This window comes from Shewanella pneumatophori (genome assembly GCF_023283895.1).
Classification (GTDB): Bacteria; Pseudomonadota; Gammaproteobacteria; order Enterobacterales; family Shewanellaceae; genus Shewanella; species Shewanella pneumatophori.
Map to the genome: position 1 here is coordinate 280,476 of NZ_JAKILB010000005.1, position 13,132 is coordinate 293,607.

Consider the following 13,132-nt stretch of genomic DNA (forward strand, 5'->3'; position numbering starts at 1 on the left):
GTAGGTATCGCGTGAATGTTGCAGTCAATAACCAAGTGTCACAACTTGCACCATTTTCAGCTCAGCAGTGGCAATCCGGTGAGCATCAATTAGTGTGCGTTGAAAAGTGGAGTGAAACTCACGATGTTACGAGTTTTCGTTTTCAAGGCACACAACCAGTTAAGTTTCATTTTAAACCTGGGCAATTTTTAACTCTATTACTTGAAATTAATGGCGATAAAATAGCGCGTAGCTACACCATTAGCTCATCGCCTTCGCGCCCCTATTCGATTGTATTAACAGTGAAGCGAATTGCCGGCGGCAAGGTTTCAAATTATCTCGCAGAAAGCCTTGAAGTGGGGCATATTGTGCGCGCCCTTGGTCCAGACGGCTCGTTTAACTTAGTTGATATTTCTGCTCAAAAGTATCTATTTTTAAGCGCTGGCTGCGGAATTACGCCTATGTACTCAATGTCACGCTGGTTAGCAGATACTGAAATTGGCGCTGACATTAGTTTTTTGCACAGCGCAAAGTCCAATAAAGATCTGATTTTTGAATCAGCTATTGCCCAAATGGCTGAGCGCAGTAGCGAGTTTAAACTTAACTATATTTTAGAAGAGCTTGGTATATTCGCTAATGTTGGAGTAAGCGCTAAGTTTACCGACAAACAAGCCGGGCGCTTGAACACTGAAAACCTTGCACGTCTAGTACCTGACTTTAAAAGCCGCACTGTATTTGTATGTGGACCAGAGCCTTATATGAATGCTGTTAAGGCCTTACTTGAATCATTAGACTTTGATATGAGTAAGTTTCACCAAGAAAGCTTTGGCAGCTTTAAAGGTGATAGTGCTGAGCTCGATGCAGCTAAAGAGCAAATAAAAAGTAACACCGCAGATACGAGTGGCTTTATGTTGAGTATTGCCGACAGGACCCGAGCCTTATCGGCTGAGCAAACACTGCTTGATGGGATAGAAGCTGAAGGTTTGCCCATCATTGCCGCTTGTCGCTCAGGTGTGTGTGGCGCTTGCAAGTGTAAAGTCGTTACGGGCGAGGTAGAGTCATCAAGCCAAATGACATTAACAACTGATCAAATTGCTGCCGGTTACGTATTGGCTTGTTCAACTAAGTTAAAGTCAGATGTAACTCTCGAGCTGTAGCTAACAACTAGCGTTATCCGAGTTGATTTAAAGAAACCTTTAATAAATCAGCTTGTAAAGTTGCGTAACTTAGATTGAGAACGTAAGGTTAAAGACAGGCCTTGAAGGATTTGCGCCTGTCTTTAATCGTCTTAGATAATGTGTCTCTATGGAGTGGCGTATGGCATCGACATTACATTCTCAACCGCTAGCATTAGAAGATAAAAGCCTAGCCCATTTACTGTATGGCATGATGGCTTGTTTCCCGCTTTTTCTTGTCCCCGCAGGGCTTAGCCTACTTATCAATATTTACCAGCCTCAATCCCAGTGGCTGTCTTTATCAAATACGTCATTAAAGTCTGAATCAGCACTGCAACCAAATAGCCTGATTGCATCACATTTACGTTGGCAGCGCTGGTCGCTCATTGGCATGTTTGCAGTGATGTTTGTTGGCTATCTAATTAATACACAATGGCTTAGTACAACTTTGTATGTGGCTGCAGCTGTGTGGTTTAGCGGCCGAGTATTCAAAGGCTGGCTTAGCCTGATAGACGGTCGAACTATTTAACCTTTCCTTAGCTGTTTTATTTGACTGAGAGCTGCCTGTGACAAGCTACGAAATCCTTTGCCTTTTATCTGCCCTTTCTTTAGTGATCTCGTTAATTTCTTCACGGTTACATCGTTGGCAGCAAACCATCACCATTACCGCATTAGCCCTAGGCTTGAGCTTAGTTATTTTAATTGCCGGTAAAATCTTTGGTGTGGAGCTCTACTCGACTTTAGTGACAGATCTTGAACAGCTTGATTTTAAAGCCTTACTGCTTAATGGCATGTTAGGTTTCTTATTATTTGCTGGCGCGCTGCAGATAAAATTGAATGTGCTTAAACAGCAGCGATGGGAGATCTTTGTGTTGGCTTTTGTAGGCACCTTGATCTCGACCTTGATTATTGGTGGTTTGTTATATCTATTGTCAGGCTTATTAGAACTGCAGCTTGATTTTAGTTATTGCCTGCTGTTTGGCGCGTTGATTTCACCGACTGATCCCATTGCAGTTCTCGCGATAATTAAACAGCTTGGCGCACCGGAAGATATCGCTATTCAGGTTGAAGGCGAGTCTTTATTTAATGATGGTATTGGTCTGGTGATTTTTGTTGCCATTTCACAAGTTGCATTTTCAACAGAGCCGTTAACTATAGCTGGGGTTAGCGGTCTGTTTGTTCGTGAAGCATTAGGTGGGCTGCTTTATGGCGGCATTTTAGCTGCAATTTTGCATGGTATGCTGCATTTTTCTGAAGAGCGAACTCAGTACTTATTGATGACACTACTTGTGCCAAGTGCAGGCTACGTTGGCGCAGATATGTTAGGCGTTTCTGGCCCATTAGCTATGGTGACATCGGGAATTATTATCGGTAATGTCAGTGTGCCTAAGCTGCTAAAAGAACATGAATGGCAGCACCTAGATAGCTTTTGGTTGTTAATTGAGTCTTTCTTTAATTCATTACTATTCTTATTACTTGGTTTGTTGCTACTGCTGATTCATTTTGACGCCGAATTATGGTGGTTTATGTTGCTGGCTGTGCCAATAGTCCTTATTGGGCGAACAGTCAGTATTTACCTGCCCTATATTGGGTTTAGACGTTTTAGGCACTATAACTCTTACGCTGAAAAGATATTAGTCTGGGGCGGATTACGTGGCGGCCTAGCGCTTGCAATGGCAATGAGTCTGCCAACTGGAGTAGTGATAATTAGCGGGAGTAATATTGATTTACGTGAGCTGCTAATGGTGATGACGTACGCTGTGGTGGTGTTTTCGATATTGGTTCAAGGCACCACAATCCCAAATCTAATAGATAAAAGTAACGCTGAGCATGAAGCCCAGCGTAAATCTTAAGACTAGTTGCTTTTTGTCAGTTTAATTAGTGATACAAGTTGCTCAGAACCGTTTTGACGAGTTCATCAGATTGCCCTTGACTACCTGATTCGATAGCACTTAGGTTCATCATTACTCCATCACCTTTAAGCTGTTTAATCGCTTTGGCAAAGGTTGGCAATTGTTCAGCATCAATGGCGTAACTAGGATTTACCACCACCGGTAAGTGGCTTAAGGCTTTTAGCTCAACTAAGGCGGCTAAGTCTAAAGATGGCTTACCTGAGTTATTTAAAGTGGTTACACCTGACTCACACAAAGCCAGTTGCTGATTGCCCTGACTTAGTACTTCTTCTGCAGCATTAAGTAAATCATCAACACTTGCCATAGCATTACGCTCTAGAATGACCGGGATAAGTAACGAGCCCAGTTGGGTCAGTATGGCTTGGTTATACATTAAGTTACCTGACAGCATGACCATGTCGGCAAATTGAGTCGCAATGGTTAAGTCTGTTTCATGCTCAATGGCTAAAATGCACACTAAGTCAAACTGGGCGAGGGCATTTTTAAAGTTGTCAATTGAACTAATCAGATCGCTTTGTTGACTGAGCCCTTGAATTACCACAGCCTGAAAACCTGACTCTTTAAGCGCTTTCGCCATCTGCTCAAACTGCGGCAGATCGATGGGTAGCTGAACCTGAGCTAGCGCGCCAATATGACCATTTCCAAGGCTGAGTTGCCCACATAGTACTTGGCTTGGCTGTGCTTTATATTGCTTACTAACACGCTGCTCTTTTGTTTGAGTTGTAGCCTGCACGGTAGTGGCTTTTGAGGTATTTGGCTCAATCATTAATTGACTACTGCTTAATTGAGTCGGTTTAACCGTCTCACATGGGTAGCAACCTAATACTTTAATGAAGCGGGTGGTTTTTTCTAGCTCTTTTAGCGCGGCTTGCATTGGTTCACTGGCAAGGTTCGCATCGATATCAAGGTAGAACATCTCTTCCCATGGCGTGCCTGGAATAGGGCGAGATTCAAGTTTACTCATGTTTAGATTGCGTGCTTTTAGTACCAACAAAGCTTCAACCAGTGCGCCGGGTTTTTGCCCCGTAGCCATAATAAGGGTGCATTTTGCTGGTAGTTGTGAAGGCACTTCAACAGCTTTTCTCGCTACTACGATGAAACGGCTTTGGTTAATCTTTTGATTGGCAAGCCCTGAATCAACGGCTTCCAGTTGATAAAGTGCACCGCCCTCAGCGCTACCAATTGCAGCTACGCTATTGTCATTGGCGTTACAGACCTTTTCCATTGCCTCGGCGCTACTAGAGCAATACTCTAATTTAAACTCGCCGTGCTGGCTTAAATAACGACTACATTGGCTAATTGGCTGCGGGTGAGCATATACGGTTTTGATATCGTTAATGGTACTGCCGCTATTGGCGAGTAAACAGTGACCCACCTCAATGGTGGTTTCACCAACAATGGCTAGGCTGGTATGTTGTAACACGTCATAGACTTCATTGATTGAGCCAGAAGAGGTGTTTTCTATAGGTAAAAAGCCATAATCGGCATGGCCTGATTCAACGGCGCTCACGATTTCATCAAAGCTTTGGCAGCCTAAATCTTGCATTTCTACTTGGCGTCTATCGCAGTAACGGCTGGCTGCTAGATAAGAGTATGAGCCTCTGGCACCTAAATAGGCGATGCAATATTGCTGCTTTTGGGTTTCAGGATTGGCGCGCCCATGTAAGTAAGCTTGCTGGTTAAGTACTGAGTCTTCAATGATGCTTTGATAAAGTGAGATCACATAGTGAGCATCGAGCCCTTGTTCGCGACCTTGTTTAACTAACCTCGACAGTAACTCTTTTTCGCGAGTAGTATCGCGAATAGGCCGAACATCGACTTCTTTACTACGAGCGACATCTAGGCTTAACTCTCTTCTTCTTGCGAGTAGCGCCAGTAATTCATTGTCGAGGCTAGTGATCTGCTCTCGAGTGTGATTCAACGGTTGTGGTTTACTCATCTTGGCCTCTGCATCTTTCATTGCGCGCTAGTCTTAGTCGGGTGTGATTAAATTAGAACTTACCTTTGCTGACATAAAAAAGCCTCCCATGTGGGAGGCTTTGGAATTTTCACTTTCGTTTTTACACCGAAATTCCGCCTCCGTGGGTGAGGGGCATAAAAAAGAAAATAAAAAATACAGTATGGATTTTGTTCATGGGATTAAAACTAAAGGTGAGGGCGTTGAGTGTCAATCAAAACTTGGGCTAATTGAGTTTTTTGCATTAAAAAGCGCACCCGAGGGTGCGCTTTGTGTGTAAATTTAACAATAACATCAAGCTGCGTATTCCTCCTCTAAGTTATCATCGAAGTCGTCATCAATTGCTTCATCTTCTATTTTAAGTGTTGCGTGACGTTGACTTTCAGGTTTATGAGTCAGGCGATTTAGCTGTTTCTCCAGCTTTTGTCCCATTGCATTAATTGCTGCGTAAAGGTCGTCGTGTTTCGCCTGGGCAAATAACTTGGCACTCGGGATGCCGACAGAAGCTTCAATTTTAAAACCTTGCTTCTCCTGTTCAAGAATAATGTGTGGATTAATTAGCTGCACATCGTGTCTGGCTAATTTATCAAGTCTGGCTTCAATGCGTTCGCGGATAGATTCAGTAACTTCAAAATGCTTGCTAGTAATCTTTATCATATGTCGAACCTTTTGTTGTTTCCTTGAATTCAGACTACCAATCTCAGTTAGGAAAGTCGTGATCTAAATCACGTTTTATTAGCAATTTTTAACTGTTCGCTCTTTATTTGATCACTTAGACAAATATAGACAATAATCGCCCAAATTTCCTTGAAAACCACTAAAAACCCAGTCATATTGGGTTAGATAAGTCCCGCCTAATTTGCCCATTTCGACAAAAAAATCTGTATAAATAACTCGATAGCCCAAAACTGATTCCCGCTTTATAATGTCGGCCTAAGACCAATAATTATTCAAGAGTGGCTATATATGGAACAAAATCTAGTCAAAGTAAAAGTCTGGGATCTACCAACACGGGTGTTTCATTGGGGCATGCTGTGCTTGCTTGGTGGGCTATGGTGGACCGCCGATGCTGGTGAAATGGAATGGCATCAGATCTTAGCCTATGGATTGATGGTACTTGTGGGTGTGAGACTTATTTGGGGCGTTATGGGCAGTGAGACTGCACGCTTTAGCCACTTTGTTCGTTCACCTAAAACTGTTATTTCCTATTTGGGGGAAACTCGCCGAGAAGGGATTTCCGCTTCTATTGGGCACAACCCTGTTGGCGGTTATATGGTGATTACACTTATTACCTTAGTGTGCATCCAATTAATCTCAGGTTTATTTGCAACCGATGAGATTTTTACTGAAGGCCCGCTTTATTCTCTTGTTAGCTCTGACACTGCAAGCTGGTTGACATGGTTACATAAGAAGAACTTTGATTTGATTTTAGTGTTAGCGGCAGTGCATGTACTCGCTGTTGTGGTGCACATGGTTAAAGGTGACAAAATTTTAGGTGCAATGTTTAGTGGCTATAAAAAGCTGCCAGCATCTAAACTTGGCGAACACACTGGTGAACTTACTTTTGTATCGATATTAAAAGCGGCGATTTTGGCTGTGGTTATTGGTGGCTTAGTGGTGAACTACCTTATGCTGCCAGTGATCAATATGCTGTAATAGAAGTTTTGTAGCAACGCTATTGCTAACCAATTACAGAATAAAAAAGCCTGTTTAGAAACAGGCTTTTTTGCATTAAGCAGATTAAGAACTAATCTTTCTTATATACGTCGTGGCAACCTTTACAGCTTTTACCTGTATTACCGAATGCTTTTTTAAGTTCTCTTTTATCGCCTTTAGCGGCAACTTGTGCAAGCACTGCTGCGTTTTCTTGGAAGGTTTTCATTTTGGCATCAAAGTCAGCTTTGTCGCTCCAAATTTTTGCTAGCGCTTCAGTGTCACCTTTGTCTGAGCCAGCAACAAAACCTTCTAGTGGCAGCTTAGATAGCGCCGCTACGTTTTCAGCACGCATTGCAAATACTTCTGCGTTAAACTCTTTCTTACCTTTTAGCATGGCACCCATATCCCCGAAGTTATAGGCAATCATGCTGAATGCTGATTGGCGGTACTCAATAGCATCATCCGCTTCTTTGAAGTTATTAGCATAAACACTGGTTGCAAACGTTGCTGTTGCTGCAAGTGCGATAAGACTCATCTTAGCTGATTTTTTCATGGTTATTTCTCACGTTTTTATTGTGTTATGTGATCCGTTCTGCGGCCATTGTATATAGTTTTAGCCTATCTGCACCAATCGTTTTTCATAATAGTTACTCTTAGTTACAAATGAGTGATATTTAGCAAAAGCTAATAATTTATCAAAAGTGTATTGGTACGTTATTCTTGCTACAATCATTTTGTAATGACGCACTAGTACGTGATTATTCGTCAATAGGAGAGAAGATGCGCGCAGAGTGGGATTCAGTGTTAGAGAAGGTGTTAATGCAACCGGATCAACAAAGCTTGATCGTGTTATTTGAGCTACTGCTTACCGAGGAGGAGCGTAGCGCTGTTGCTGGCAGGTTGAAGGTATTTCAAATGCTATTACAAGGTGAAATGAGCCAGCGCCAGATTGCGCAGGAGTTTGAAATTAGTATTGCAACTATTACTCGCTGCTCTAATTATTTAAAGCATATGCCAGAGAGTCAAAGAGCCGAAATTAAGCAATTAATTATGGCTTAAAAAGTTTGCTTTGAAAGGCGCTTGATGACTTCTGCTAAGAAGCTATCTCTACTTTTACAATTTTATGCTTACGGTACTGACTACGTCTAAGCGCTAAATAGGCTGCATAGCTCACTAGTACTAAACTAATAACTGGGCTATGAGTGGATTCTAGCTTTAAAACTAGCAGTGCGCCGAGTAAATACAGTGTTGGCATATGCTCGTAGATAAAGCGCGGTATAATGCCCTTTTTACGACGACTTTTAAGATCTGTGCGGCGATTATCTGAGCGTAGAGAGTAGATTTTACTGCCAGCTAAGAAAAGGACAATTCCAGCACTTTGGGCTATAGCAGAATCAAGTAAGCTGATTGCTAGACCACCAAGTAGCAAATAGCCATAGGGTAATGCTTCATATATAGGTTTTGATAACATTTGCAGTTCCTTTGCAAAAAGTGTCTAAAACAAATCTTGTCGTATACTGATTGGTATTTTTGGCTCATATAGCAAGCTAGTGTAGAGCATAAGAAAGCCCGTTTCATTGCGAGCAATGAAACGGGCTTAAATTCATTCTAAAGCACTAGTAACAAAGTGAACTGTTATTAAGTGCTATAGCTATAGACTTAGTGTCTGCAACCGCAGCCGCCGTTACCGTCACAGCCTTCTTTAGCTTCTTTAGTCTCGTCTTCGCTGCAGCATCCGCCTTCGTGCTTATGCTCACCACCACAGCAACCACCTTCATGGCCGTGATCGTGTCCGCCACCACAACATCCGCCTTCATGACCGTGGTCATGGCCGCCACATCCGCCGCCGTGTGCGTGAATATGACCATGTGCGATCTCTTCTTCAGTTGCTGCACGTACTTCAAGTACTTCAACGTTGAATACTAAAGATTGACCCGCTAATGGGTGGTTACCGTCAACAACGACAACGTCATCTTTAACTTCAGTTACTTGAACTGGACGCTGGCCCATCTCTGTTTCAGCGATAAAACGCATGCCAGGAACGATGTCTTCAATGTCGCCAAACGCAGATAGAGGGACTTCTTGGCGAAGACCATCATGGTAAGCGCCGTAGCCTTGCTCTGCATCTACAGTCACATCAAGGGTGTCACCTTGTACTTTACCTTCTAGAGCAGCTTCTAAACCTGGGATCATGTTTTCTGCACCATGCAGATAGATCATTGGCTCGCCTTCAAAAGAACTTTCTACAAGCTGACCTTTTGCATCTGATAATCGGTAATGGATGCTAACAGCACATTTTTCGGTGATTTTCATATTCGCTCCAATCGGAAATTTGCGCGCATTCTAGCCTGCTTTAACGCTATTGGCGATAGGATGAGTGCACTTATGCTACCTAAGCCACATCTTTATCGGTTGTAATTATGCTTTAGTTGTACAAGTTTTATTCGTTATAGAACTTATCTTTATATTTTGTGCATTTTTATTTGGATAAAGGTTTCTTAACAGTTTGTTAATTAGCCTTGTGGCAAATTGTTGAGAATATGCTGTTGGAAGGTTTTATCGCTTAATATTATGCTTTAGCTATTGATACTACTTTGCTAATGTTTTTTCGACACTTAAGCTGCTGTTTTATATTATTTTTAATTTTAATTTGGTTTTAGTTTACGTTAACGTAAATCAATAATCATTGATATAATCAGTCAGCAAATGCTTATAAACAAGAGTTTATGACACTTTTGCTACCTTTTGATCTAATAGCCTCAATAATAACAATTTAGTTAAATTTAGGGGTTGACAGCGTCTCCGTAAAAGGCAATTCTGTTAGTACACAAATTAATCCAATTGGATAATATCTAATTTTATGTTTAGCCACGTTTTAATGAACACCACCATTATTACAACCACCACGATTACCAACGTGGGGGCGGGCTAAGCACAACCTGATATAAGTAAAATATCAAGCCCGCTCCCCCAAAAGGAGCGGGCTTTTTTGTTTCTTGAGTGGGCGCGGTAAAAGGAGTTTACAATGAAAGTTATGAAGTTTGGCGGTACATCTCTTGCCAATTGGCAGCGTTTTCAAGTCGCTGCAGAAATTGTACATCAGTCTGCGAATTCAGAGCCGACTGCAGTTGTTTTGTCTGCGCCTGCTACAGTTACAAATGGTTTGATTGAAATGGTATCTGCTGCTGTAAACGGTGCCGATTACGCCGCTGTATTGGCAAAAATAGAGCTGGTTTTTAATAATTTATATGGCGCGGCAGCGAGCAGTTTAACTGCTGAACAAAATCAATTATTAGCTAATAAGCTACAACTGCAGCTTAGTGATTGGCAAAGTAAACTCGAAGGGGTGAGCTTGCTTGGCGAGTGCCCTGAAAGCGTTGAGGCACATATTCTGGTTGGTGGTGAAAAACTGTCGTCAGCCCTCATGGTTGAAGTGATTAAATCGCTTAACCATAGCGCCGATATTTTAGTCCCAGAGTATCTGCTGGTGGGTTATGGCCCTCGCCTTGAGTCGGCTGTAGATATTGAAGCGAGTAAACTTAGATTTAACTCATTAGATTTATCAGCGGTAGATGTTTGGGTTATGCCTGGCTTTACTGCAGGTGATGTTAACGGCAACGTAGTGACTTTAGGCCGTAACGGCTCAGATTACTCTGCTGCAGTGCTATCAGCCTGTTTAGATGCTAGCAGCTGTGAGATCTGGACTGATGTTGATGGTGTCTATAACACAGATCCTCGTGTTGTCGCTGATGCGAAGTTGTTATCGCAACTTAGCTATCAAGAGGCGATGGAAGTCTCTTATTTCGGTGCTAAGGTACTACATCCTAAAACTGTCGCACCAATTGCTCAGTACCATATTCCTTGCTATATCCGTAATACCTTTAACCCAGAAGCCGTTGGTACTCTTGTATCTGATCAGCCCGATGAAACAGGCCTAAGTGTTAAGGCTATTTCTAATCTTGACGATCAAACAATGTTTGATGTGTCCGGCCCAGGAATGAAAGGCATGGTGGGTATGGCAAGCCGTACTCTTGGCGCCATTTCACGCTCAGGTGTATCGGTTTCTTTAATTACCCAAAGTTCATCTGAATACAGCATCAGCTTTTGTGTATCGACTGAAGACGCGGTGCGCGCAAAATATGCGCTAGAGCAAGAGTTTGAGCTTGAGCTTAAGAGTGAGATCCTTGAACCCATTGAAACCCGTCATAACTTAGCGATTGTGTCGTTAATTGGTGATGGCATGCGCACTCATAAAGGTGTTGCAGCCAAGTTTTTCCAAGCGCTTGCTCAAGCAACTGTCAACATTGTGGCAATTGCACAGGGCTCGTCAGAACGCTCTATCTCTGCTGTTGTTGAGCAGCGTAAGACTAAGCATGCAATTGCTGCATGTCACCAGTCATTTTTCGATGTTCAGCACTATTTAGATGTGTTTTTAGTTGGCAGCGGTAACGTTGGTGCTGGCTTGCTGGAGCAGATTAAACAGCAGCGCGATATGCTAAAAGAGCAGCACATTAGCATCCGCGTTTGTGGTGTAGTTAACTCAAGAAAAATGCTGCTTGATGCACAGGGAATTGATTTAGCTAACTGGCAAGGCTTGCTAGCAGATTGTGAGCAAGAAGCTGATCTTGATGCCATGTTAGTATGGGCTAAAGAGCAGCAATTGCTAAACCCGGTATTAGTTGATTGCACTTCCAGTGAATTTGTCTCAAATAAGTACTTAGATGTGATGAACGCCGGGCTACACGTTGTTACGCCAAATAAAAAGGCCAACACTCGTGATATGGCTTACTACCAAGATTTAAGAAAAACGGCTCTTAAGCAACGTCGTCAGTTCTTGTATGAAACAACAGTAGGCGCGGGTTTACCTGTTATCGATAACTTGAAGAAACTGCTTTTTGCTGGTGATAAATTACTGCGCTTTAACGGTATTTTATCAGGTAGCCTTTCTTATATCTTCGGTATGTTAGATGAAGGCATGACGCTATCTGAAGCGACATCAATCGCAAGAGAAAAGTGTTTTACTGAGCCAGATCCTCGAGACGATTTAAGTGGTATGGACGTTGCGCGTAAAGTATTGATTCTTGCTCGTGAAGTGGGCATGGAGTTAGAGCTTAGTGATATCCATGTAGAGCCTGTATTACCTGAGTCATTTGATGCATCCGGTGATGTTGATGACTTTATGGCAAATTTACCAAAGCTTGATGCTGAGATTGCTCAGCGTGTTGAAGCCGCTAAAGCTATAGGTAAAGTACTGCGTTATGTTGGTCAAATTGATGAGCAAGGCTGTAAGGTTAAAATTGCCGAAGTTGATGCAACCGATCCACTTTACAGTGTTAAAGGTGGCGAAAACGCACTCGCTTTCTATAGCCGCTATTATCAGCCTATTCCATTTGTATTACGTGGCTACGGAGCTGGTACTGACGTGACTGCTGCTGGTGCGTTTGCTGATATTCTGAGAACGCTTAACTGGACGCGTGAGGTGGGTGTATGAGCGTAACAATTTATGCCCCAGCATCAATGGGCAATGTCGGTGTTGGCTTTGATTTACTAGGCGCAGCACTAGCGCCAATTGATGGCAGTTTACTGGGCGATAGAGTCACAGTGGCTGCGGCTAATAACGGCATTTCGTTAACGCTAGCGGGGCATTGGGCTGATAAGCTGCCACAAAACCCGCAAGAGAATATTGTGTATCAATGTGCAGAGTTCTTCTTAGCGCATTTAAATAAAGAAGCTGGCTTAGCGTTAACACTTGAGAAAAACTTACCAGTAGGAAGCGGACTTGGCTCAAGCGCTAGCTCGGTTGTAGCTGCATTAATGGCGCTAAATGAATATTTTGACAAGCCTTTTAACCAGCAAGAGTTGCTGCGATTAATGGGCGAATTTGAGGGCAAGATCAGCGGCTCAGTGCATTACGACAATGTGGCACCTTGTTACTTAGGCGGCATGCAATTAATGCTAGATACGCCTAAGTCTGTTTGTGAAGCGATCCCTGATTTTAAGCAATGGTATTGGGTTGTGGCATATCCAGGCATTTCGTTATCAACGGCCAGAATGCGCCAGCTGATGCCAGAGCAGTTTGATAAGCAAACAACCATTGATTTTGGCCGCTACTTGAGCGCGTTTGTGCACGCTTCTTATAAGCAAGACGCAGAATTAGCGATTTCGGTATTAAAGGACGTACTTGCTGAGCCCTACCGCGCAGCAGAGATCCCTAACTTCTTATCGGCAAAAGATGCATTACAACAACTCGGCATGCTAACGACCGGGATCTCTGGCAGTGGCCCAACGTTATTTAGCGTCACCGATGATCTTGCTGTAGCTAATCAAGCACAGCAATGGCTAAACAGTCATTATGTAGAGCAAGGTAAAGGATTCTCTCATATCTGCCGTATTGATACCGATGGCTCTCGTATCCTTGGTTAACCGCGCTCAAGTTAGATAGAAAAGATTAA

General features: G+C 42.8%; 13 protein-coding genes and 1 other annotated feature. Of the genes, 8 read left to right on the plus strand and 5 right to left on the minus strand.

Annotated elements, in window-relative coordinates:
- Positions 1-11 precede the first annotated feature (11 nt).
- From L2740_RS10105 to L2740_RS10115, 3 genes are all read left to right on the plus strand, one after another.
- Positions 12-1,136 (plus strand): FAD-binding oxidoreductase, encoded by a 1,125-nt coding sequence (locus tag L2740_RS10105; RefSeq protein ID WP_248950026.1) that lies wholly within the window; start codon positions 12-14, stop codon positions 1,134-1,136.
- 160 nt (positions 1,137-1,296) lie between these two features.
- Positions 1,297-1,683 carry a hypothetical protein gene (locus tag L2740_RS10110; RefSeq protein ID WP_248950027.1) on the plus strand — a complete coding sequence of 129 codons (387 nt, stop codon included), beginning with the start codon at positions 1,297-1,299 and terminating at the stop codon, positions 1,681-1,683.
- A gap of 37 nt (positions 1,684-1,720) precedes the next feature.
- Complete coding sequence (locus L2740_RS10115) at positions 1,721-3,007, plus strand: cation:proton antiporter (protein WP_248950029.1); 1,287 nt, start codon at positions 1,721-1,723, stop codon at positions 3,005-3,007.
- 25 nt (positions 3,008-3,032) lie between these two features.
- Here L2740_RS10115 and L2740_RS10120 read toward each other — a convergent pair whose 3' ends face one another.
- Positions 3,033-5,006, minus strand: coding sequence for a chorismate mutase (locus L2740_RS10120; protein ID WP_248950030.1), 1,974 nt, complete (start codon positions 5,004-5,006; stop codon positions 3,033-3,035).
- Positions 5,007-5,049: 43 nt separating this feature from the next.
- Here L2740_RS10120 and L2740_RS10125 point away from each other — a divergent pair, with 43 nt between their 5' ends.
- Positions 5,050-5,304, plus strand: coding sequence for a hypothetical protein (locus L2740_RS10125; protein WP_248950032.1), 255 nt, complete (start codon positions 5,050-5,052; stop codon positions 5,302-5,304).
- Positions 5,079-5,197: a sequence feature (Phe leader region), on the minus strand. Its footprint overlaps the gene before it by 119 nt.
- A 14-nt stretch (positions 5,305-5,318) precedes the next feature.
- Here L2740_RS10125 and hpf read toward each other — a convergent pair.
- Positions 5,319-5,681: a ribosome hibernation-promoting factor, HPF/YfiA family gene (hpf, locus tag L2740_RS10130; RefSeq protein ID WP_248950033.1), complete on the minus strand. Its 363-nt coding sequence runs from the start codon at positions 5,679-5,681 to the stop codon at positions 5,319-5,321.
- Positions 5,682-5,990: 309 nt separating this feature from the next.
- Between hpf and L2740_RS10135 the strand changes: the two genes are divergently transcribed.
- Positions 5,991-6,680 carry a cytochrome b/b6 domain-containing protein gene (locus L2740_RS10135; protein WP_248950034.1) on the plus strand — a complete coding sequence of 230 codons (690 nt, stop codon included), beginning with the start codon at positions 5,991-5,993 and terminating at the stop codon, positions 6,678-6,680.
- Between the two features lie 91 nt (positions 6,681-6,771).
- Here L2740_RS10135 and L2740_RS10140 read toward each other — a convergent pair whose 3' ends face one another.
- Positions 6,772-7,215, minus strand: a complete 444-nt coding sequence (locus L2740_RS10140) for a c-type cytochrome (RefSeq protein ID WP_420833524.1) — start codon at positions 7,213-7,215, stop codon at positions 6,772-6,774.
- 245 nt (positions 7,216-7,460) lie between these two features.
- On the opposite strand from L2740_RS10140, the gene trpR reads away from it, so the two are divergent.
- Positions 7,461-7,739, plus strand: coding sequence for a trp operon repressor (gene trpR, locus L2740_RS10145; protein WP_248950036.1), 279 nt, complete (start codon positions 7,461-7,463; stop codon positions 7,737-7,739).
- Between the two features lie 34 nt (positions 7,740-7,773).
- On the opposite strand, the gene L2740_RS10150 is transcribed toward trpR, so the two are convergent.
- Together L2740_RS10150 and slyD are read right to left on the minus strand one after the other, a co-directional pair.
- Positions 7,774-8,151, minus strand: coding sequence for a hypothetical protein (locus L2740_RS10150; RefSeq protein WP_248950037.1), 378 nt, complete (start codon positions 8,149-8,151; stop codon positions 7,774-7,776).
- A 188-nt stretch (positions 8,152-8,339) separates the two neighbouring features.
- The gene (gene slyD / locus L2740_RS10155) at positions 8,340-8,993 is read right to left on the minus strand and encodes a peptidylprolyl isomerase (RefSeq protein WP_248950038.1); all 654 of its coding nucleotides are present in this window, start codon (positions 8,991-8,993) and stop codon (positions 8,340-8,342) included.
- Positions 8,994-9,705: 712 nt separating this feature from the next.
- On the opposite strand from slyD, the gene thrA reads away from it, so the two are divergent.
- Entirely contained in the window at positions 9,706-12,171 is a 2,466-nt protein-coding gene (gene thrA, locus L2740_RS10160; protein WP_248950039.1) for a bifunctional aspartate kinase/homoserine dehydrogenase I, read from the plus strand.
- Positions 12,168-13,103, plus strand: coding sequence for a homoserine kinase (gene thrB, locus L2740_RS10165; RefSeq protein ID WP_248950040.1), 936 nt, complete (start codon positions 12,168-12,170; stop codon positions 13,101-13,103). The genes thrA and thrB overlap by 4 nt, the downstream gene beginning before the upstream one ends.
- The last annotated feature ends 29 nt before the right edge of the window (positions 13,104-13,132 follow it).